This is a genomic window from Acidithiobacillus sp. 'AMD consortium' (assembly GCF_008926505.1).
In the GTDB taxonomy this organism is placed as follows: domain Bacteria; phylum Pseudomonadota; class Gammaproteobacteria; order Acidithiobacillales; family Acidithiobacillaceae; genus Acidithiobacillus; species Acidithiobacillus ferridurans.
In genome coordinates this window covers 56,355-78,736 of sequence record NZ_CP044411.1, presented here as the reverse complement: position 1 = coordinate 78,736, position 22,382 = coordinate 56,355, and the positions used below count along the sequence as shown (strand labels likewise).

Here is a 22,382-nt window from a genome sequence, read left to right as displayed (position 1 = left end):
GGGCGGGCCGAAAGCACACCATAAATACTAACTGCTATGACTTATCGTTTTTAGCGGAATCGCCATGATCCAGTCCCAGGAGTTGGTCAGGTAGACGGTACCTCCCACTATTACCGGGCTTTCGATCCCGAACTGGCCACCGATATGATGTTGGTGAAGTTCCTTTCCGGTGACAGGATTCACAACAAATAGGTATTGCCCAGTAGTGATGTACAGCAATCCGTTGTAATAGGTTGGAGCCGAACGCCCCGCGCCTGCCGCAACTTTGGTGGGGACATGCCATGTCCAGAGTAGCTTGCCCGTTTTAAGTTCATACGCCTGATAGGTGGATGCAACGGGATTGCCTACATATACGATATTGTTGTGGATCATGGGAACGCCCCCTTTAAACGCGGGTATTTTTCCTCCGCTTCCCATGTTTCTGGTCCATAGAACCGCGCCGGTCTTGGCATCAAATGCGCGAATGACGTTGCTGAACATGGCCTTTTTATTGGCTTGCGGTTTCGTTGTCGCATCGAGTACGACAACACCATCGGCCGCCGCCGGAGATACGTCGCCAATACCCGTATTACTGGCGCCCGGTATCGTCCCTTTCCATACGATATGCCCGTTGGATTCATTCAGACAATAAAGATATGGCTTGATCGCCATAGCAAAATAAATATTATGCCGATACGCGGTCACGCTGGACATGTTGTCCATGCCCCCCACATGAGTTTTCCATACCTGCTTTCCGGTAGTGGCATTAATCCCAAACGCATTTCCTGCGCCATCAGCAATAAACAGGGTGTTGTTGTCATAGGCTGGTGTCGCCATGGTTTCGCCAGGTGTCGCGAAGTACCAAAGTAGCTTGCCGTTGTTGCGGTTAAGGGCATAAATGCCGTTGAAACTCACATTTAGGCCTCGCGCTGAAGCCGATGGATTGTGGGCATAGCGCAGGACATTGGCGAAGTTGAAGGCTACGCTGCCGGCGGATAGGTATACCGTATTTCCAATAACCAATGGGTTGCCCATCAAATTATTACCGACAGGACTCGCGCGCCAGATGAGTTTCCCGGTTTTTGCGTTAACCGCATATGCAAACATATCATCGCTTTCCGCATAGACCACGCCATCAACCACCGATGGCCCCAGTGCGTTTCCATAGAACTGGGTTTGTGTTACGGATGCTTCCGCCGCGCCATAGGTCTTACTCCCGAACGGCGGGTTTGCCAGAGGCCATGCGCGGGCCTCCGGGAACAACCAGGATACGCCGTTCTTTATCCATTCCGGCGCATCGTCAGGGACCGGAAATGCAGCATTGTGGGCGGGATTCGCGTATGCGTGTGTCCATTCGGATGGGCCGACACCGGCATCCACGCCAGATGGTGCGTTTTCCGGGTGAGATACCGTTCGATAAGGCCCGGTTGAATCCATTGGAACAGCAACAGAGGCGGGCGCCAATGGCACCCAGCCAAAGAGGGCCAGCAACAATGACGATAAAAGAATTTTGTTATGTGGACCATGGTTACGTACAATACTTGGCATATCAGGTCTCCAATCCATTTGGTGAGATACAACGTACTCGGTCATCCGCTTCGCTTTTTCAACATGTGTTTCCACTTTAGTCATTCCCATAAACGATATTCACAGATTCAGAATGCTCGCTTCTATGACACAATCAGCGTTATATTTCTGGATACAGTCCGCTTATGATATTCAATGAATAAATGAAAATTGGAATCACGCGGCAGCATGAGATGTTCCATGCACTTGGCAACCTACAGAGTATTTTTCCCGATAAATAGTCCATTGCCATCCCAAGCATGCGGCCGCGGCCTACATACTGCATGTATTGTGCCAATCGCATAACGATCGCAGGATGCTGTATTATCTTGTTATTCTTGCAGCGTGAGTTATCCGGAAGGCGTGGGGAAGGGCCAAACGGCACAGGTCGACCGTGAAGTTGGCCAGAAAGGGCCAACGAGCGCGTATTTCGGCCCCATTTGACCTGGCCAAGTAACGGACCAGGCTAGCGCCTCTCTCGAAATTATAGCTTCTCGCCGCCCGGCACATCTTCACGGTCGGCGACCAGCCCAAGATTTTTCATGCGGGTCCGCAGTTGCTTACGGCTGATGCCAAGCAACCGCGCGGCCTGACTCTTGTTGGACTGCGCTTTGTTCAGGGCCGACACGACTGCCTCGCGCTCTACGGCGTGGAGATCATAAGTCCCCCCAAAGGAGCCTATTCTCTCTGTTTCCGTGGTGCGCATCTCGTTCGGGAGACCGGCGGCCAGTATGGTGCCCCCCCGATTCAGCACCACCAAACGCTCGACGATATTCTCGAGCTGGCGAATGTTGCCGGGCCACGAATAGGCCTCCATGGCAGCTAACGCTGCAGCCGCGATGTCTACTTCAGGCCGCCCCAGCTCTGTGCACACACGCCGCAAAAAATGATGGACGAGGGGCGCGATATCCTCCCGCCGTTCCCGCAGCGGCGGGATGTGCAACGGGATGACATTCAACCGATAATACAGGTCTTCCCGAAAACTGCCTGCCTCCACCGCCTTGGCGAGGTCCACATGGGTTGCAGCGATGATACGGGCCGCGAGGCGCAGAGGTTGATTCCCGCCGAGGCGGGTATATTCCCGCTCCTGCAAGGTGCGTAACAACTTGACCTGCATAGCCAGGGGCATGTCACCCACTTCGTCCAGAAAGAGGGTTCCAGAGCCCGCCATTTCCAATTTCCCTGCCTGAGACCGCACCGCACCGGTGAAGGCGCCTTTCTCGTGACCGAAAATTTCGCTTTCCACCAGATCCAGGGGAACGGCACCACAGTTGAAAGCAAGAAAAGGCGCATGGGCACGGGGGGACGCCACATGCAACCCCCTGGCAACCAGCTCTTTGCCGGTTCCTGACTCTCCGGTAATCAGCACATTGGAAGGGGCGGGCGCGACGAGATGGATCATCTCCAGAATCTCGCGTGTGCCTGGACTCTCCCCGATAATGCCGTGGCGCGGCAAGTCCTGGCTGCGTGGGGGTATGGTGTGACCCCGGCAACTCAATGCCTGGCGAATGATGGCGACGAGCTCCCCTTCATCCACCGGTTTGGTCAGGTAATGCTCCGCCCCCGCCTTGATCGCCTGCACAGCCTGTTCGATTTCACCGTAGGCCGTGGCAATCAGCACAGGTACTCTGGGCCAGCGCTCCTTGATGCGTGCCAGCAATTCGGTACCGCTCATCCCTGGCAGGCGCTGGTCTGTGAGGACCAGGACAGGGAGTTCCCTGGCCATGACGGCCAGGGCGTCCTCCGCGCTTTCTGTTTGTGTAGTCGAGAAGCCCTCAGCCTCCAGGATGGCGGCGAGTACGCTACGCAGATTTTTTTCGTCCTCGACGATGAGAATTTTCTGGGATCGCATGCCAATAATCTTTTCGATACCCTTAAAGGATGATGGGTGGATCATCGGCCGGGACCCTGCGGAGGTAAACAAAGCGCGAACTCGGCTCCGACTTCCCGATGGCGCAATTCCACTTGCCCGTCGTGGACCATCATGATTTTCGTGACCACCGCCAGACCAAGGCCGCCGCCCTTCGCCTTCCCTGTCACGTAAGGCTTGAAAATGTCATTGGCCCGCTCCGGCGGCACCCCTGGGCCATTGTCCACGACCCCGGCCACAAACTGCCCGTTTTCTTCGCGCCGACCGTATAACGTAATGCAGCCACCGTGGTTCGGCAGGGCTTCGACGGCGTTGAGCAACAAGTTGCTGATAGCCTGTTCAAACAACTGCGGATCGGCGACGACCTGCAGAGACGGCGGGCAATTTATAGTAAGAGTAATTTGTTTGGTCTCCAGATCCGTCGCGTGCCTTTTGCTGCTGCGTAAGAGCAAGTCCAGCGCGGGCACTTCTGTGAGCTCTATATGATAAGGACGCCCGAAATCGAGAAATCCCTGGGTCATATCATACAGTCGCTGAACCTCCTCTTCTATGATATTGATAAATTCTTGCCGGTTCACCGGCTGCTCGTAGCGGACCAGGTATCGCGCCGCACCGCGTAAGGAGGAAAGCGCGTTGCGGATCTCGTGCGCCACCTGGGCTGACATCTCTCCAATCGTCGCCATGCATTGCATCGCCTGTTGTCTCCGGTGTAACTGTTCGAGTTCCAACAGATATTGCTGCAACCGCTGTTCCAGCCTCTTGAAACCTTCCTCCAGGCGGGTTATCTCGTCGCCATCCGCCGGAATGGGAGAATATTGCGGGAAACCGTCCACATGGAGCCGCGACTCCACATCCGCCATCTGCTGCGAGAGACGCCGAATGGGGCGAGTAAACGTGTTGCTAATGAGAGAGGCACCGATGAGACCCATGAAAGCCGTTATCATGCCAAGAAAGGAAAGACGCCTGATCGCAAGGTCCATTCGGGTATCCACTACGCTTTGGATCACGTCATTATTGGCCCGCAGGCTGACATAGCCGAGGATATGCGATCCAGCACGGATAGGAGCCGTAAACTCCTCGTGCCCCGGGTTTATCGGCACCAGGTCTTGCCGACCGATCGCCGTTGACTGTGTGCTTGCGACTGTCAGACCCTGCGGATCGGTTATGATTGCGCGGCGGATAAGCGGGTTGTTCTCGACCTGTTCAACCAGTTTAAGCAGCGTGCTGCTGTTTCCTGATAACAGGGGATCAGCGGCATCGCGGGCAAGTCCTCGGCTGAGATGGATGACCCTACTATGAATCTGTTTTTCCATACTTTGTTCGACCGCGGTGTAGAGAAACAGCACGATCATTCCATAGATGCCGGCGATGAGCATGAGCACAAAGATGATACTTTTGGAACGCACGCTCAGATGGCGCCATAAATGAATGGCAAAGGAGTGACTGAGGTGTGCTGTCAATAGTGAATCCTCATGTTTCAGTCATGTCAGTAGCACCCAAAATCCAGCGCATACCATGCGTATTCCATGCCATTCGGCCGGGGCGGGCGGAGTGTAATGACCGTGGTAAAAGGACGTTACGCCGACTGGGGCGACGGGGTCAACCGCCGCTTCTTCCGCATGAATTCTCCGTCGTTAGTTAGCCTGTAGGCGTTGTGGATCAGGCGATCCAGAACATGGAATCGGTGGCCGGATCGCAGTGGAAGTCAGTGGCCGAATGCGGCCGGAATACGTAATTTTGGATAAATAGCTTCAATCGACGCCCGCCCGGGCGGCGTGGCCGTGTGGGATGATGACCCTGATCGCCATCCCTGCAGGGCCTTTTTTACCCGCCTTCAACGCAGGCTTTGATGCGCAGTTTGGGCAGTATCTTCAATAATCAAGGAGGGGGTTGACCATAATCCGTTTTTATAGTCATATAGGGCCATTATGGGGTTATAGATTAATTAGATGATAAGTATATGCTAACGCGGGGGTGGAGATAGATGGTCCAACTTAGCTACACAAAAACAGCCGGCAAGATGGTGGCCATGGTATCTGTCGTATTTACCGGTATGGGCGCGATGCTTTTCGACACAATTGCTTATGGAGCGGCAAGTGCACCGAATAGCGAGGTTGTTGCTGCCACCGCGTCTTCGACCACGGCCGTTACGGTTCCAACGCAGTCCGTGGCGAATGCACAGAATACGACGGGTACCAACGCGACCGGCGTTCCGCAACCGGTAAGCACTACCTGTATGGCGTGTCACGGAATGACTGGAATATCTCCCAGTGGATCAATGTTTCCAGACTTGGCTGGTCAGTGGTCTCCTTATTTGGTCAAACAACTCAATAACTTTAGAAGTCATACCCGTGCGGATCCCATGGCAAAGGCTATCATGTGGGGCATGGCCGCGTCGCTAACGCCGGCACAGGTGCAACAGGTAGCAAATTACTTCTCTACTCAGACTCCACCGAAAGCAAAAATGGCAAACGCTAAACTAGCGGCAGAAGGAAAGAAGATATATGAAGGTGGAATATCTAACCTTCATGTGCCTGCATGTATGGCATGCCACGGTCCAACCGGTCTAGGTGACCCGCCTTACTTTCCTCGCTTGGCAGGTCAACGGCGAGCCTACGTAGAATTGCAACTGCATTATTTCAAAAAAGGCCTCAGAACCAATGATCCGCATGCCATCATGCGATACGTCGCCTCGCGGCTAACGGCGCCGCAGATTACGGAGTTGGCAACCTATGTACGCAGTTTGCCTGGAGGTGCTGATGAATAATTATGTACCAGTTGATGGCTTGCTGAACGGGCGTGTAATCATTGTTACAGGAGCCGGAGAAGGGATTGGTCGCTGTGCTGCCGTAGAATTTGCCCGTTTGGGTGCTGAAGTAGTGTTATTGGGCCGAACTCAGCGGAAGCTAGAGGGTGTATACGACGAAATTGTGGATTCAGGTTATAAGGAGCCGGTTATACATCCAATGGATTTGCTGACTGCCAAGGGACGCGATTACCAGGATTTTGCGCAGCGCCTGAAGGACAATTTAGGTCGCCTGGATGGGGTCCTGCATAATGCTGCGGAACTCGATATATTGACACCGATCCAGTATTACGACGAGGAGTTGTGGGAAAGCGCGATGAAAGTGAATATGACCGCGCCATACTTATTGACACAAGCCTGTTTGCCACTGCTGCTTGCATCCGAGGATGCATCCATTGTTTTTATTACTGATGACTGCGCCCTTGAGGCAAAAGGTTATTGGGGAGCGTATGCTGTAAGTAAAGCGGCAGTACAACATTTTGGACTTACGCTTGCAATTGAATTGCAAAACACCAACGTTCGCGTGAACGTGATAAATCCTGGGCCGTGCCGTACGGGAATGCGGGTGAGGACACATCCGGGAGCATCAATAATGTCCGTTCCGCCACCGATAGCGATAATGCCCCTTTATGAATATTTGTTAGGGCCTGATAGCAAAAATACACGTGGGCAAATAATGAATGCCAGAGATTGGCTGGATACGGAACACGATGATCGCCAGGTTGTTGCGGTTCTTGAGTAATAACCTGACAGACGTTGGATGGTGCCGCAAACAGCCCTACGGAATAAAACAAACTCTGGTAGTTACGCGGTTTGTATCAAAGCACGAGCGAGGTTATAGAAATGACAATAGTTACAGATTCGGAACATGGCCACAAAAATATTACACGCCGGCGATTTTTGGCGGCGGCTACATCGGCAGTTGGCGCGGTGGTAGCCGGGATGGTAGCTGTGCCCCTCGTTGATTCATTGGAGCCGACGGCTGCGGCCGAAGCGGCATCGTCAACCACCGTAGATCTGACGCCCATTGAACCAGGTATGCAGGTGACGGTGCCGTGGCAGAAAAAACCAGTAATAATAATAAATCGGACCCCGGAAATGTTGGCTACATTAAAAGAAACGATGGCAAAAGGAATTTTAAAAGATCCGCTATGCAAAGTGCCGCAGCAGCCCCCCTACTGTACAAATATGTATCGTTCCAGAGTTCCTGAGTGGTATGTCGGGATACGTATCTGTAATCATCTATGCTGTATTCCACATTATAGACCGAAAAAAGGAAGTGTTGCGCCATGGTGGCTTGGCGGATTTCACTGCCCGTGCCATGGTTCAATGTACGATCTGTCTGCACGGGTAATACAGGGTTCCCCAGCTCCGCATAATATGGCGGTGCCGGAGTATGAGCTCTCCACAGAGAAGATGAGTGCAACGATAACCCATATGTATCCCAAAGCTCACTTGTGTTGACAGATTGATAATTGAGGAGTGGATCCGATGAGTAGATTTTCGGCATGGGTTAACAAGAGGCTCCCGGTAGATGAAACCATAAGGGAGCATATGACAGAATATTTTGCGCCAAGAAACTTCAATATTCTATACTATGCAGGATCATTGCTGTTGTTGATGATCGTGCTTCAGTTGATTAGCGGGTTTTTTCTGATGGCGCATTATGTTCCTACATCTCAAGATGCCTTTGCTTCAGTACAAGGCATCATGTACGACACAAAATGGGGCTGGTTGATACGCTATATGCATGTTGATGGCGTATCTTTAATCTTTATATTGCTCTATACCCATATGTTTCGCGGGCTACTGTATGGATCCCATCGCGCCCCTAGGGAGCTTGTTTGGGTTATCGGGTATGTTATTTATTTGTTAATGATGGCAGAAGCCTTTGTCGGATATGTATTGCCATTTGGAAATTTATCTTATTGGGCGGGCGAGGTTATTACCTCTATTATGCACGCACTGCCGGTGGTGGGGCCATCGCTTACTACCCTAACGCGTGGCGGTCCCGGGATCGGGTCTGCGACACTGCAACGTTTTCTAGCGCTGCACGTGGTTCTGTTCTTCCTTATTATTCTCGCCGCCATCGCGCTCCATATCGTAGCATTGCATCGGGTAGGTTCGAACAACCCCGACGGTATTGACATCAAAAAACATAAGGGCCCGGATGGACACCCGTTGGATGGTGTACCATTTCACCCATATTATACCGTGAAAGATCTGTTTGGTGTTGGGGTTTGGCTGACCATATTCGTTACTATTATATTTTATGCGCCAACCATGCATGGGGTATTCATGGAACGTACAACGTTCCTTGCCGCAAACCCGATGGTCAGCTTACCAGATGTAACCCCACCTTGGTACCTATCGCCTTATTACGCAATGCTCCGTGCGGTACCTAACAAATATTATGGCATCGCAATAATGATTACATCCGTCTTGCTGCCGTTGCTGCTGCCTTGGCTCGATCGTAACCCAGTTCGGTCCAGCAGATACCGTCCAGTGTACAGGATGATGCTTATTATTGCGGGGGTGTCCTTCATTATTTTGGCATGGATTGGTCAGGAACCGCCATTGCCTAAATATTTTTTGATCGAGCGGGTGGCGACAGCTTTATACCTCGGGTTTTACCTCTTGCTGCCGTTCGTTAGCATGATAGAACCTACACGGCCCGTACCGGAGAGGGTTACAGGATGAGCACGTACAGATATCTATGGTTGTTGTTGGTGGCCATGTTGATTCCCGGGATGGCATGGGGGGCGGAAAATACGGTGCACTGGATGACGCCGCATTACACGTTCAACCGGACCACTGTAATCTCTGGAGCGCGTTATTTCGCAGATCACTGTATGGCGTGCCATTCAGTTAGTTCATTGCGTTACGAGTACCTCCGTGCAGATCTTGGCATGACGAAAAAAGAGGTGGAGAAGGATATCATGCTTCCGAACGGCGCGGCCTGGAAGGGAGAAATAGTCTCCCCAATGCCCCCTGACATGGCAGCCAAATGGTTAGGAAAGCCTCCTCCAAACTTGAGTCATATGGACCGGTATCTCGGCTCAAAATTTATTTATACGTACCTGTTGTCATTCTATTGGGATCCTGCGCGGCCATCAGGTTGGAACAATTATGTGTTCCCAATGGTTGCCATGCCAAATGTATTGGCTCCATGGGGCGGTACGGTTGGGCCAAAGGGGCAAGTAATTTTTCCCGGAAAACTTTCTCCTGCCGAATATCACAAAAATGTCGCAGATGTTGTGGCGTTCCTTCGATACGCCTCGGATCCCTCGTATTTTACACGAATGGCGATCGGCCCATATATCATTGGTATCATGGTACTATTTACCATCCTTGCCTATTTTCTCAAGACGGCATATTGGATTGATCTGAAGAAAAAACGTAGTAATGCCCATACAACCGGTTAACGGTTCCAAGCCAGTTGTGTGCCGGGCATGAAAACGGCCCGCCTGACCAGCACGTTTACGGGTCTGGCGGGTTTTTCGATGTGCGTGTACCGGTTTGGTGTGCCCCGGTGTGGGGTCGTTATGCTCCGTCGCCAACAACGATACGCTGTAACAGAGACATCATTTATTAATATGTGGTAACATATTGATATAATAATGAGCCCTGATGCCGATGTTGAGGGTGCAACGTTCTCACCAAAGTGGAACTATCCAGCACCTAGCAGTGTCCCATTTTATGGGTCCACGGGGTGGGGGTGGGCGCCCCGGGGAGATCGCGATGTAGGGCTTGATTGCCCCGTGCGCATATGGTATCAAGCTAATTATATGGTTTATGCTTAGGATAGCGCGATAGTGCATGGTTTGCCCCATGGATATGGGGTCTTCACTTTATTTGCCATTGCGGGTGAGTAAGATGCAATGAGTCAGTTCCGGGCATAAATATGCATTGCTATCTTATTATAGAACTGTTTACAGGTGTATTAATAGCCTGCCACTAATCATGTAGTTATCAGAGGGATCAGATTTGGCTAAGCAGATTTCTGGAGATGCAAGTTATTCGAGAGTGCGCTTAGCAATAAACTTTTTGGGATCCATGCGATTAGCGGTTAGTCTGCTGGTGTTGCTCGCCATCGCCTCTGTTATTGGTACAGTTCTCAACCAACAACAGCCATATGAAGATTACGTTTTAAAGTTTGGCTCATTCTGGTTCGCTGTCTTTCGTGACGTCGGTTTGTACAATGTTTACCGCACTAATTGGTACCTGGCGATAGTCGGTTTTCTCGTGCTGTCTACTAGCACATGTTTGATTCGTAATACACCGCGCATGCTGAGGGAAATGCGCGAGCCGGATTTGGTGGTTGGATCGGGGTACGATCCGCGAGGGATGGTGAATAATACGGAACTGTTCTCGCCGTTAACCGTTCAGTCCGCGAGTAATATGGTAGTAGCTGTCATGCGGGGGCGTGGATATCGGCCGAAGCTGCACGAAAGCAAAGACGGGGTGGTAGTTACTGCTCGAAAAGGGCGTTATAATCGACTTGGGTATATACTAACACATGCGGCGATCATAGTATTTTGTGCGGCCGCGCTTTATAACGCCGATATTCCGGTGAAGCTGGATATGCTGACGGGCGCAGTACGACCGGAGAATAACTTTCATATTCCGCTGTCGGAAGTCAACAAAAAGGCTTGGCTCTCGGATAATAATCCTGCATACCGTGGCACGGTTACCGTTCCGGAAGGCCAGTCAACGCAAGTCGTCTATGAGTTGGTAGGGAATGGTTATCTGGTCCAACCACTTCCGTTCCGGATCATGTTGAAGCGGTTTCATGTCGCTTACTACTCTACGGGCATGCCTAAGGATTTCATATCCAATATCGTCCTTTACAATAAGGAAGGTAAGGTACTGAAAGAGGCTAATGTCCGAGTTAATCACCCACTTACCTATCATGGCGTTCAGGTATTTCAGGCGAGCTTTGTCGACGGGGGATCCCTTCTGAAAATGAAACGCTATATGTTTAATGATCCGGGGGCAGATGCGGTTGATGAGCAAGCGCGCGTCGGGCAGTCAATAAATTTATCCGGTACGAGCTATAAGTTAAAATTAAAAGGATTCTCCTTGGATAATGTTGTCCCTGCAGACGCCATAGAATCTCGGCCGGGCGCAGCACATAAACACATCAACCTCGGGCCGAGTTTTACATATATTGCGCAAAGTAAATCTGCGTCTAGTGCCGAGTTTAAGACCTATATGCAGCCGATCACGAGAGATGGACAATCCTATTTTGTGCAAGGCGTTAGGACAGCGTTCGGTACTCCATACCAATATCTTTTTATCCCAACGGGACCAAATGGTTCCATTGGGTTATTTATGAAATACTTGTCCGCACTACAAAAGCAGGCAAGCGTGAGTAACGGTGAAAGCACCAAGCGCTACATTCTACATACATTTAAGGTGGTGGTTAACAAATATGCGCCATCTATGACGACGGAGGCCGAGGGATTATATTTCCAGTCCGCGATTAGCGCAATATTGCAGCTTAAAGCATACCCAGTACCCTTCGTGGTTACTCTTACCGGATTTGATCACCGCTGGGCGGCTGGGCTAGAGGTTACGAAGTGGCCTGCCACTGTGGTTATTTATTGGGGTTGTGCTGTACTGGTTCTTGGCATATTTATACTATTCTATCTGCCGCAGCGCCGGATGTCGGTTGCGTTGCGCACGTTGACGGATGGCACAGAGGTGATAATCGGTGGCGCGAGCAGCCGAAATCCGTATGAGTTTACCAAGGAGTTTGAAGGATTTGTTACCCGTCTCAAGAGTGCCCTGCAGAGTCAGGATGACAGGAAGGAGAATAATGATGGCTAGCTCACAAGCAGATGAGTCGCTCGCGCTTACGAAAATGGAAGCCGAGGGACATTGGGTTAATCGCATCAGCAAGCTGGACCTGCTGTGGTTCGCGGGGCTCACGGTTGCTGCTGGTGTTTTGGTGGACGTTTTTAATAGCCAGTTTTGGTTTTGGCAATATGTGGTTCTTGCTACCTGGTATGTCACGTTGGTTGCCGTCGGTATTCACTGGCGCGCCTTCCAGGTGGCATTCCTGACGGTGGTCAGCGCCGCTCTTCTGGGTGTTTGGTTGTATAGCATCGGCCAAACACCTGCTAACGATGTCATTTTATGTTACGTATTACAGGGCTATGCCGGTGTTATGTGGATGATCGGTTTTCTTTTGGCCGCCACCAGTGCTTATATTATCTACCTGGTTACCCTCTCGGAAAAAGTGGGGCGCTTGGCAACGGGGCTGACATGGGCCGGTGTTCTTATGGGCTTCATCGGCCTTGGTGTCCGTTGGCGCGAAACCTATATCGGGCATCCTGATTGGGGACATGTTCCGGTGACCAATCTTTGGGAGGTGATGGTGGTATTTTGCGCAGCCACTGCCCTCTTTTACCTTTATTATGAGTCCCGCTTCAAATCCAGAGCACTGGGGGCTTTTGTCATGCCCCTGGTTGCAGCGGCCGCAGGGTTCCTTATCTGGCTGACCTTTGTCCAGCATATGGACCGTATAGCACCGATAATTCCTGCGCTACAAAGCTTCTGGATGAAATTGCATGTACCGATGATGTTTGTGGCATATGCCAACTTTACTATCGCCAGTCTGGTTGGTCTCGCCTATATTCTCGGCGACCGCTCGCGTAGAAACGGTGGCGGCGGAATTCTCGCGCGGGCTCTTCCCAGCGGGGAGGTTATGGATAACATGATGTCCAAGGCAATTGCCTTGGGATTTCTGTTGTTTACGATCGCCACTATCCTCGGTGCCGTATGGGCCGCCAAAGCGTGGGGCGGGTTCTGGTCGTGGGATCCCAAGGAGACGTGGGCACTTATAGTTTGGTTGAATTATGCCGGATACCTTCATGCCCGTACAAGTAAAGGATGGCGAGGCAAGCAGATGGCATGGTGGTCCTTCATGAGTCTGTGGGTTGTGACATTCTGCTTTCTGGGCGTTAACCTCTTTCTATCCGGATTGCATTCTTATGGAAAGCTCTGATTGCCTTTAGCGTTAAGGATTTTTCGTGCGGGGCGAGAAAAGTTGTTGGGCGCCGGCAGATAATGAAGGACGGAAAGCATGGAAATGGAATTGGACCGCCATGGTGGCACTCTCTTTATTCCTCGGTGTAGACAAAACATGGATAGATGTCGGTCATTATCTGTATTGCAGGCATGTGTATGAGGTATCTGATGATTGTTGTTACAACCCTGGATATGGAAAAGAGCGAAGCCATAGTGGCTGTTTTTAACCGGGCCAAAGCAGCTACGGCTGAGTACGACGTAGAAGTTATTTTGACCGGAGAATCTGGGGTTATTGCAACAATACAAGCGGTAAAAAGTGGCTTCGATGAAGAATATATGCGTCTACTATATGACTCTATGCGATCTGCAAAATCAGCCGGCGTCAAAATTAGTATTTGCGAACGATCCATGGAGTGGTGCAGTTTAAATAATGATGAGCTTATCCCGGAGATAGATGACGTAGTCAGCAGTCAATATATTACTGAGCGAGCCGCACCGAATACCTATGTTGCTTATCTCTGAGGTTGGGATTGTGAAACAGTATATCTGGTTGATCTAATTGTTATCAGGTGGTCGGGTATACTTTAATGGTCTTGTGCCCGCAAAAAGAGGGTGACCCAATGCAACTGATGTCTGAGGTGGTTTTTCGTGCGGCGCTGGTGTGAGCATCTTTCCTGGCGCATGCCGATGAAACACACATGATGCAGCCCATCAGCAATACTCGAATGAGCGTGGAATATTTTGGCGATGCTAAAGACATAATTCATAGTCCTTTTATAAAAAATGATGTTTATCAATGGGCCGTCAGGCTACCCCCTTCATGGTAACGCAGCTCGCATCCTCCATGCCAGCCCGGGCATTGAAGTGTTTATCATAACGTTATGTGCTGTAGCGCTCGTCACTTGTGTTTATTGGGCATCCAATAAGCGTTCCAAACTTTATCTACCGTCTTTTCTGCGGACCACAACCAGGCGTTACAAAAGCTATGTTTCGTTGCGACGGGGAGGAAATTGGACAGCGGCGACACGTGCGGCCACCAGGACGGCTAACAGTGCTGCGATGGCCAGAAGCTCCGTTGAATCCATGCGATGGGCGTAAAGGCCGATAAATATCTCCCGCAAAACAAAAACGATGCCTACTTCGGCCAGTACCCGCAGCCGAATGCGATGAAACTCTAAATAATCTGTGAAGGTGCGGAAAAGTTCAATTAGGACGAAGGTTGAGAGAACATCAATGACGAGCCCCTGCCCGAGGTCCTCAACGAGACCATGGATATGTGTGAGGCCTTGGACAGCAGCGGCCTCGTGCAGAGTGCTCACTGCAACTGCAAAATCATAAGCCAATCCAACCAATGCGCCCAGCAGGGTGAGCAGCATAACAAAGATCAGCGCTATGACAATGAGGTCCAGAAGCTTGCCGTAAAAACTCAGGGTTCTACCCCGAGCCCCGGTTCCTATCGCTGGTGGCACGATCCGATTCCTTTCCTGCTGTTCTGGCATGGGTTAGTCCGTAGTCGTGGTAGGTTGGTCCAAGCGCTGCCAAAAACCATGTTGTGTCGATACCGTTTCAAGTATGCACCTATTGTTATCAGCCAGCAAGATTGGTGTCATTACCGTGCCTGAAGACCAACTATTGCCATTGCGCTGACATTCAGCCGCGCCACGTTTCTGTAAGAACAGCCCATCGTACGACGTAAATATATTTAATGAACAGGAGAAGCAAAAGGTTATGACAACCTGGATGGCTGGTGTTCCATAGGTGATATTCGTTAGTTAATTATTATGCCTCAGTTTTGGTTTATATATGATATATTGCATTATATTTAGTCGCATAAATTATTATATAGGTTGTCTCGTGGCGGTGTCGTGCGGCCCGGAGATATTGGCAACACACTACAACATGATTATCTTTCTATAAAATAATATTGCGATTATCGATTGGTGTAACCATCAAACGATACGCTATAATCATCTTATCTGAGTAATCCACATTGGCAATCTCTTGCCGAGGACCCGCCATATATTTGGCAAAGTGAGGTTTTCATGTCGGGATTATATATCATTTGTTTAAGTGGGGTGAGAGAGCGGTTGCAGTTTGCGGCGATGGCGGCGTCGGTTGCGGCGGTTTCGGGGTCGGAGGTGCATGTTTTTCTGTCCATGAATGCCTTTCCCTATTTTGTGAAAGGACACGGCAAGGAGGCTCCGGCGGAAGGCGAGATGGGGCATTCGATGGCGGGGCGCAATGTGCCGCCATTCTACCAGATTTTTGAGCAGGCCGTGGAATTGGGCGATGCCAAAATCTGGGCCTGCTCCATGGCCATGGACGTGATGGGGATCCAGGCGGAGGCGATGGAAGACATCGTCGCCGGACCTTTGGGTCTGACCAAGTTCCTCAGCGACGCCGAAGGCGCGCAGATCCTGACCTTTTAAAAAGGAGTGGTAGATGAGTGAAAGAGTCGTAGATGCCCGCGGCAGTTTTTGCCCCGGGCCGCTGATGGAACTGATTTCCAGCATGAAGATGATGAGTGTCGGCGACACCCTGGAATTGTTGTCCACCGATGCCGGTTCCGCTGCGGATGTACCGGAGTGGATCCAAAAGGTCGGTCACGAAATGCTCGATACCCGACAGGATGATGCGGGTACCTGGCACATCCGGGTGCGCAAGGCCAAGTAGCACGACGTCCAACCAGTACACAGACCTACAAGGAGTGACATCATGAGAATTCTCGTCGTCGGTGGGGGTATGGGGGGCACCATTTTCGCCAATCATCTGGCCCGCCGTATCCACCATGAAATGAAAACCGGCAAGGCCCGCATTACCATGCTCTCGGCCAGCCACGAACACGTCTATCAGCCCGGTTGGCTTTATGTGGCCATGGGTCGGACGACCCCGGATGAACTGGTCCGCGAACAGCAGAGCCTGCTGGAACCCGGTATCGAGTTTCATGTCGATCCCGTGGAGGAATTTCATCTCGCCGACAATCACGTCCAATGCAAGAGCGGCAAGGTCCATGAGTATGATGTTATCGTCATTTCCACCGGCTCCCGTCCCATGCCAGAAAACATCCCCGGCCTCCAGGAGAACTCCATCAACTGTTACACCGCGGAGAATGCGGTGGAGTTCTTCCGGCAACTCTCGGACTTCAAGGGGGGGCGCATCGTCGTCACCGTCGGTCTGCCGCACAAGTGTCCGATGATTCCGCTGGAAATCACCTTCGCCATGCACGATTTCATTCAGGATCGTGGCCTGCTGGACAAGACCGAGTTCTACTACACGTATCCCATCGGTCGGGTGCACAGCCTGGAGAATGTGGCGAAGTGGGCGGCACCGGAATTCGACCGGATGGGCATCCAGTACGAGACGCTGTTCAACATGAAGGAAGTCGATGGCAAAAATGCCCAGGTCCTCAGTGAGGAGGGGGGTGCCGTCAAGTATGACCTGCTGGTGGCGGTGCCGCCGCACAAGGGTCAGGAAGTCATTGAGCAGAATGGCCTCGGGCAGAATGGCTGGATTCCTACCAACCGCACGTCTTTGCACATGGAGGGGGAATACGGCAAGAATGTCATCGTCCTGGGGGACACCACCAACCTGCCGATCAGCAAGGCCGGCTCCACCACGCATTTCGAGGCTGAGGTCGCCGCCGAGAATGTCGCGGCGGTGATCAAGATCGGGCGATCGGTGCGCAGTTACGATGGCAAGGTCTTCTGTTTCATAGAGGCGGGCAAGGATCGCGCCACGTATGCCATGTTTGATTACCAGCATCCTCCGCAGCCCAAGGCCCCGACCGGTGCGGTCCATGCCTTCAAGATGGCCTACAACCAGCTCTATTGGGCCAGTGCCCGCGGCTTACTCTAAGGGAGGTGATCTATGACGGCTGTTATGGCGGAAACCTCCCACGAGGAGGAGTTGGCCGAGGCCCGGGAAGCCCTGGCGCATCTGGTGGAGAACGGGGATCTGGAGCGTATCGTGCATCTGGCGCGGCTGGTCGGTGCCGCGCAGGATTCCATGAGCGATGAAATCGTGACGCGGTTGGCGGGCATGGCCAGCAATGCCATGTGTCTGCTCGACCGGGCCACCCGCACCGGCGTCATGGAGCGGATGGTGACGGTGGCGGAAAAGATGGATCAGGAGCATATCCTGACCGATTTCCTCCGCTGTCTGGCCGGGGCTACGGAAGAAGCGGCCCATGCCCCTCTTCCCAAAGGCGGCCTCACCGGACTCTGGGAACTGATAAAACAACCGGAAACCCAACAAACCATCCAGTTCCTCATGCTCCTCGGCAAACACTTCCGATCCTGCCGACTCAAACACTGAGGCTCGGATGTTTTCCGCGCTGGCAGCGCTGGACACCATGCCCGATGGTGGCCGGATTTTCCTTCCGGCGTTGGGCAGAGGCGATGGGGTGGTCTCGTTTTCAGGGGTTACAAGCTGAGGTGCGATATGTGCAGGCATCACTTGATCATTGCGACGTGGATGGTCGCAATGCTGTGGTTATCCGGATGTGCTGTAAGTCAGCGAGAAAAGCCGCTGACGATTGGAACAACGTATACTGCTGCGGTATCCATGGCCATGCTTAAATTCAAGGTGTTGTCCTACAAAGGTGATGGTTGGTATGACGTTCAACTGATCGGTAGCAACATGGAGCCTTTTACCACCACTGAACCCGCGCTGATAAACTCCCATGCCCTTTCTATTCTGCAACCCAGCAAGGGTAATTAACCCTTCATAACCCTTGCAGGATGCCTGCGGGGTGCCCTTTTCGGACGCCCCCCCCCTTGTTGAGGGAGCAGTGCGGACGTACCCTGAAGACCGACCGGGGTGACGATGGCAGGATATTTTGTTGACCGCATATGGTCGAAGTGGTGTATCTTCAACGATCCTGGCGCGGGGCGATCGGATATGATCATCGTGCCGACTTGGTCATTCGCGTCCCGGATCGGCCATACCGCCATCTGGTATGACTTCGAGGCTGCCGATGCCATTTGTTTCCATGCTATACGGAGAGTGATCTGATGACCGTGCAGGACTGGGTGTTGATGTACATTGCATTGGCTTTTGTGGCCGCCAATCTGCCGTGGTTGAGCAATCGCCTGTTCTTCTTTCGCAAGGTGGCTGGCGATAAGGGATTACGGCAGTATCTGTTCGAATGGCTGGTAATGTATCTTGTTGTCGGAGTTATTGGCATGGGGATAGAGGACGGTCTGAACGGTCATCTCCATACGCAGGGTTGGGAGTTTTATGTAGTTACTTTATGTATGTTTGCTGTTTTTGCCATTCCGGGGTTTATCTGGCGCTTCAATCTCCTGCCAATATTGCGCAGATCCTGAATCGTTTCCTGCTGGTGTCTGAAGCACTGTTTTTGCGGAAAATCCCCACGCAGGGAAAATTCTTTCGTTCGAGGTTCACCCACTGCGTCCGTTTGTGCATTCCGGATAGTGAGGTATAGAGGGTTGTCGGCAGTGCCTGGGCTGTTGGGGCGCGGGTACATTGTCGCATCTGCAGCGCAGACGCAACGATGCCTTTGCCCGTTCGTCGGATGTCGATCATCCAAACCAATAAGCATAACGATATAATATATCGGTCTTTCAGCTTTTGTACGCCGTCGATTAGGCTTTGTCCCTGATGTTCACCGAGCCGGTGCGATGAATCATGGCGACAAACAATATCATGGTGCTGCAATGGAATTGATCCGACAATCAGACTTTCTGCTGGACCCGCGAAAGCAGGAGGACCTGCGACGTTTCGCGGAGGGCATGACTCGCGAACAATTGCTGTGGTCCAGCGGCTATTTGACGGGTTTTGGGGAAAGTGCGCCTGCCTCAAAAATACAAGGGGGTACCGGAGAAAAGATCACTATATTGTTTGGCACGGAGACCGGTAACGCCAAGCGGTTGGCGGAACTGTTGGCGGCCAGAGCCCAGGCGATGGGTGTGCAAAGCAGCATTCAGGATATGTTGACGTATGGTCGTGCGCAATTGCGCCGGGATCGCGTCATCGTGCTTATTGTCAGTACACACGGGGATGGTGAGCCACCTGACAGTGCCCGCGCGCTTTTGGCTTCACTGACCGATGGTCCGGCTCCGGATCTGCACGGCAGCCGCTTTGCCATATTGGCATTGGGCGATGCCAGCTATCCCAGGTTTTGCCAGGCCGGAAAGGCGTTCGATATGGCCCTCGCTTCCGCCGGCGCCGAGCGCCTTCTCCCCCGGGTCGATTGTGACGTCGATTACGAAGAGGATGCCACGTCTTGGATGGAGCAGGTTCTGGGGGCCCTCACCACCGGCAAGTCCTCTCCGGCAGTACCGCTTCCGGCCCCTATTCTGAAACAGGGATACTCGAGCCATGCCACTTTCCCCGCTGTCCTGCTGAGCAAGGTGAATCTCTCTGGCCGCGGGTCGGACAGGGAAGTCTGGCATCTCGAACTGGATATCGACGGATCTGGCCTTCACTACACACCAGGCGATATCGTTTCTGTTATTCCAAGCAATCCGCCCCAACTCGTAGAAGAGCTGCTCGATCGACTTGAGCTGGACCACAAGGCCTCCGTACGGACCAGACGGGGTGAAGTGCCATTGGCGGAGGCTCTCGCCGCGCACTATGAAATCACCAGAATCACATGGCCCTTTCTGGAGCGTTACGCGCGCCTGAGTGACGCGAAGGCCTTGCAAAGTGCGATTGCCGGGCGGGATGTCAACAGTCTCGACACCTGGATAGACGGCCGGGAGGTCGTCGACATCGTCGGGCAATACCCCGTCAAGGGACTTAGTGCGCAATCCTTCGCCGACTGCCTACGGCCCTTGCCGCCGCGGCGGTATTCCATCGCCTCCAGCCTCCTCGCCGCCCCGGGCGAAGTCCACCTGACGGTCGCCGCCGTCCGCTACAGCAGCCACGGGCGGGAGCGTCTGGGGGTTGCCTCGACATTTTTGGCGGATCGTGTCGCCATCGGCCGCCCTGTACCTCTATTTATCGAATCCAATGCCGAATTCCGACTACCCGAAGATTCCGGACAGGCGATGATCATGATTGGAGCAGGGACCGGGGTGGCCCCCTTTCGTTCCTTCCTGCAGGAACGGGAGGCATTGGGCGCTGCCGGAAATAACTGGCTTTTCTTTGGGGACCGTCACTTCAGCACCGATTTTCTATACCAGCGGGAGTGGCTGCGCTGGCTCAGGGATGGGCGCCTCACCCGGCTCGACGTCGCTTTCTCCCGTGACCAGGAACGCAAGATATATGTCCAGGACCGTTTGCGGGAGCGTGCCGGTGACGTGTTCGCATGGCTGGAAGAAGGTGCCGCCGTGTATGTCTGCGGGGCCGAAGCGATGGGCAGGGCGGTACATCAATCTCTGGTGGATATCGTTCAGTCGGCCGGGCGCACGCAGGTTCAGGCCGAGGAATATATTCTGGAATTGAAACAGACGGGGAGATATCACCGAGATGTCTATTAATGACAAAGCACTTTCCGATGTGGAACGGATCAAGGCGGAGAGCCAGGGACTGCGCGGTACGTTGCGGGAGAGTCTGCGCAATCCTGTCACCGGTGCACTGGCGGAAGACGACGTTCAGGTCATCAAGTTCCACGGCATTTACCAGCAGGACTATCGCGACCTGCGGGCGGAACGCCACCAGCAGAAACTGGAGCCCTTGTATCAATTCATGGCCCGGCTGCGCCTGCCGGGCGGCGTGTTAAGCGGAGCACAATGGCTGGCGTTGGGCGACATCGCCCGCACCTACGGCAACGCCAGCCTGCGTATCACCAGCAGACAGAGCATACAATTTCACGGACTGCTCAAGCCGCATCTCAGGCCGGTGCTGCAAGCCCTCGACCGGGAACTGCTCGATACGGTCAGCGCCTGCGGCGACGTTAATCGCAACGTCATCGCCAGTTCCGCCCCTCAGATCTCCGCCTTCCATGCCGAGGCATACGGTTGGGCGCAGAAAATTGCCGAGCACCTGCTGCCGCAGAGCCAGGCCTATCATGAAATCTGGTTGGACGGCCAACAGATAACTGCACCGGAGGAGGATCCCCTGTATGGGCCTACCTATCTGCCGCGCAAGTTCAAGATTGCCATCGCTGTGCCGCCGCACAACGACGTCGACGTGTTCACGCAGGATCTTGGGTTCATCGCCATACACGAGGAGGGGCGACTGGCGGGATTCAATGTTTGCGTTGGGGGAGGCCTTGGTCGTAGCCACAACAAACCCGACACCTACTCGAGGCTGGCGGATGTCTGCGGATTTTGCGCCCCCGAGCAGGTGTTGGCTATAGCCGAAGCCGTGCTCATTACCCAGCGTGACCACGGTGACCGAAGCAATCGAAGCCACGCCCGCCTCAAATACACGGTAGACCGTATGGGGTTGGACCGCTTCATGGAAGAGGTGCAGCAACACACCGGATTTCCGTTGGCCCCGCCGCGCCCGTTCCACTTCGAGACTTCGGGAGACCGGTTCGGCTGGCTCGAAAATGATGACGGAACAGCCTGTCTTACCCTCTTCATACCCGGTGGCCGGGTTACCGATGGTGATATTCCGCTCCTCAGCGGGCTGGATGCACTCGCACGCCTGCACCATGGCGAAATCCGGCTGACCTGCAATCAGAATCTGCTGATCGCCGGCATTTCCCCCGCGGAACGCCCGGCTGTCGAAACCTTGCTTGCTGAATTCGGGCTTGACAGATTGCTGAATCTCGCCCCCGTCCGCACCCACGCCATGGCATGCGTGGCACTGCCCACCTGCCCCCTGGCGATGGCCGAGGCCGAGCGCTATTTGCCGGTTTTTCTGAATCGCATCGAGGCGTTGCTTGCCGAGACCGGTCTGGAAGGAGAAGCGTTGACGGTGCGGATGACCGGATGCCCCAACGGGTGCGCCCGGCCTTATCTCGCGGAGATCGGCCTGGTCGGCAAAGCGCCCGGCCTTTACGATCTTTATCTGGGCGGCGATCGGACCGGCATGCGCCTGAATGCACTTTACCGGGAGGCATTGGATGAAGCAGCTCTGCTGGATACCCTGCGCCCCCTGTTGAAGCGCTTTGCCGGCCAGCGCTGGGCCGGCGAGACATTCGGGGACTTTGTCCGGCGACAGGATTTATTGCCGCCAGATCCAGGCCTTCCGCATACAGGGAGACGGTGA

At 53.1% G+C, this 22,382-nt stretch carries 20 protein-coding genes; 16 read left to right on the top strand and 4 right to left on the bottom strand.

Features of this window, described 5'->3' with window-relative positions; translation table 11 throughout:
- Positions 1-27: 27 nt before the first annotated feature.
- From F6A13_RS00370 to F6A13_RS00360, 3 genes are all read right to left on the bottom strand, one after another.
- Positions 28-1,617, bottom strand: a complete 1,590-nt coding sequence (locus F6A13_RS00370; protein WP_225981883.1) for a PQQ-binding-like beta-propeller repeat protein — start codon at positions 1,615-1,617, stop codon at positions 28-30.
- Positions 1,618-2,029: 412 nt separating this feature from the next.
- Positions 2,030-3,397, bottom strand: a complete 1,368-nt coding sequence (locus tag F6A13_RS00365; RefSeq protein WP_113526370.1) for a sigma-54-dependent transcriptional regulator — start codon at positions 3,395-3,397, stop codon at positions 2,030-2,032.
- A 41-nt stretch (positions 3,398-3,438) separates the two neighbouring features.
- Complete coding sequence (locus F6A13_RS00360; protein ID WP_225982032.1) at positions 3,439-4,791, bottom strand: ATP-binding protein; 1,353 nt, start codon at positions 4,789-4,791, stop codon at positions 3,439-3,441.
- Between the two features lie 608 nt (positions 4,792-5,399).
- Here F6A13_RS00360 and F6A13_RS00355 point away from each other — a divergent pair.
- The 8 genes from F6A13_RS00355 to F6A13_RS00320 all read left to right on the top strand — a co-directional run bounded on the left by F6A13_RS00355 (position 5,400) and on the right by F6A13_RS00320 (position 13,778).
- Entirely contained in the window at positions 5,400-6,182 is a 783-nt protein-coding gene (locus F6A13_RS00355; protein ID WP_151527950.1) for a c-type cytochrome, read from the top strand.
- Positions 6,175-6,963, top strand: a complete 789-nt coding sequence (locus F6A13_RS00350) for a YciK family oxidoreductase (RefSeq protein WP_151527949.1) — start codon at positions 6,175-6,177, stop codon at positions 6,961-6,963. The genes F6A13_RS00355 and F6A13_RS00350 overlap by 8 nt, the downstream gene beginning before the upstream one ends.
- 101 nt (positions 6,964-7,064) lie before the next feature.
- Positions 7,065-7,685, top strand: coding sequence for a ubiquinol-cytochrome c reductase iron-sulfur subunit (petA, locus tag F6A13_RS00345; RefSeq protein ID WP_113526107.1), 621 nt, complete (start codon positions 7,065-7,067; stop codon positions 7,683-7,685).
- Positions 7,686-7,712: 27 nt separating this feature from the next.
- Positions 7,713-8,921 carry a cytochrome b gene (locus F6A13_RS00340; RefSeq protein WP_126604680.1) on the top strand — a complete coding sequence of 403 codons (1,209 nt, stop codon included), beginning with the start codon at positions 7,713-7,715 and terminating at the stop codon, positions 8,919-8,921.
- Entirely contained in the window at positions 8,918-9,646 is a 729-nt protein-coding gene (locus F6A13_RS00335; protein ID WP_126604681.1) for a cytochrome c1, read from the top strand. Before F6A13_RS00340 ends, F6A13_RS00335 begins: the two co-directional genes overlap by 4 nt.
- 562 nt (positions 9,647-10,208) lie before the next feature.
- Entirely contained in the window at positions 10,209-12,053 is a 1,845-nt protein-coding gene (locus F6A13_RS00330; protein ID WP_126604682.1) for a cytochrome c biogenesis protein ResB, read from the top strand.
- Positions 12,046-13,233, top strand: a complete 1,188-nt coding sequence (gene ccsB, locus F6A13_RS00325) for a c-type cytochrome biogenesis protein CcsB (protein WP_151527948.1) — start codon at positions 12,046-12,048, stop codon at positions 13,231-13,233. The genes F6A13_RS00330 and ccsB overlap by 8 nt, the downstream gene beginning before the upstream one ends.
- Before the next feature lie 191 nt (positions 13,234-13,424).
- Positions 13,425-13,778 carry a hypothetical protein gene (locus F6A13_RS00320; RefSeq protein WP_225981882.1) on the top strand — a complete coding sequence of 118 codons (354 nt, stop codon included), beginning with the start codon at positions 13,425-13,427 and terminating at the stop codon, positions 13,776-13,778.
- A gap of 461 nt (positions 13,779-14,239) precedes the next feature.
- On the opposite strand, the gene F6A13_RS00315 is transcribed toward F6A13_RS00320, so the two are convergent.
- On the bottom strand, positions 14,240-14,755 hold the full coding sequence (locus F6A13_RS00315; protein ID WP_225981881.1) for a phosphate-starvation-inducible PsiE family protein: 516 nt from the start codon (positions 14,753-14,755) through the stop codon (positions 14,240-14,242).
- A 543-nt stretch (positions 14,756-15,298) separates the two neighbouring features.
- Here F6A13_RS00315 and F6A13_RS00310 point away from each other — a divergent pair.
- The 8 genes from F6A13_RS00310 (at position 15,299) to cysI (ending at position 22,382) form a co-directional block, all read left to right on the top strand.
- The gene (locus F6A13_RS00310; RefSeq protein ID WP_126604328.1) at positions 15,299-15,685 is read left to right on the top strand and encodes a DsrE/DsrF/DrsH-like family protein; all 387 of its coding nucleotides are present in this window, start codon (positions 15,299-15,301) and stop codon (positions 15,683-15,685) included.
- Between the two features lie 13 nt (positions 15,686-15,698).
- Positions 15,699-15,929, top strand: a complete 231-nt coding sequence (locus F6A13_RS00305; RefSeq protein WP_113526101.1) for a sulfurtransferase TusA family protein — start codon at positions 15,699-15,701, stop codon at positions 15,927-15,929.
- 42 nt (positions 15,930-15,971) lie between these two features.
- Positions 15,972-17,111, top strand: coding sequence for an NAD(P)/FAD-dependent oxidoreductase (locus F6A13_RS00300; protein WP_151527947.1), 1,140 nt, complete (start codon positions 15,972-15,974; stop codon positions 17,109-17,111).
- Between the two features lie 12 nt (positions 17,112-17,123).
- Positions 17,124-17,570: a hypothetical protein gene (locus tag F6A13_RS00295; RefSeq protein ID WP_151527946.1), complete on the top strand. Its 447-nt coding sequence runs from the start codon at positions 17,124-17,126 to the stop codon at positions 17,568-17,570.
- Between the two features lie 141 nt (positions 17,571-17,711).
- Complete coding sequence (locus F6A13_RS00290; RefSeq protein WP_225981880.1) at positions 17,712-17,975, top strand: hypothetical protein; 264 nt, start codon at positions 17,712-17,714, stop codon at positions 17,973-17,975.
- 293 nt (positions 17,976-18,268) lie between these two features.
- A complete protein-coding gene (locus tag F6A13_RS00285; protein ID WP_113526440.1) occupies positions 18,269-18,583 on the top strand; it encodes a DUF2818 family protein in 315 nt (104 codons plus the stop codon).
- Between the two features lie 351 nt (positions 18,584-18,934).
- On the top strand, positions 18,935-20,701 hold the full coding sequence (locus F6A13_RS00280; protein WP_151527945.1) for a sulfite reductase flavoprotein subunit alpha: 1,767 nt from the start codon (positions 18,935-18,937) through the stop codon (positions 20,699-20,701).
- Entirely contained in the window at positions 20,691-22,382 is a 1,692-nt protein-coding gene (gene cysI, locus F6A13_RS00275) for an assimilatory sulfite reductase (NADPH) hemoprotein subunit (protein ID WP_113526438.1), read from the top strand. The genes F6A13_RS00280 and cysI overlap by 11 nt, the downstream gene beginning before the upstream one ends.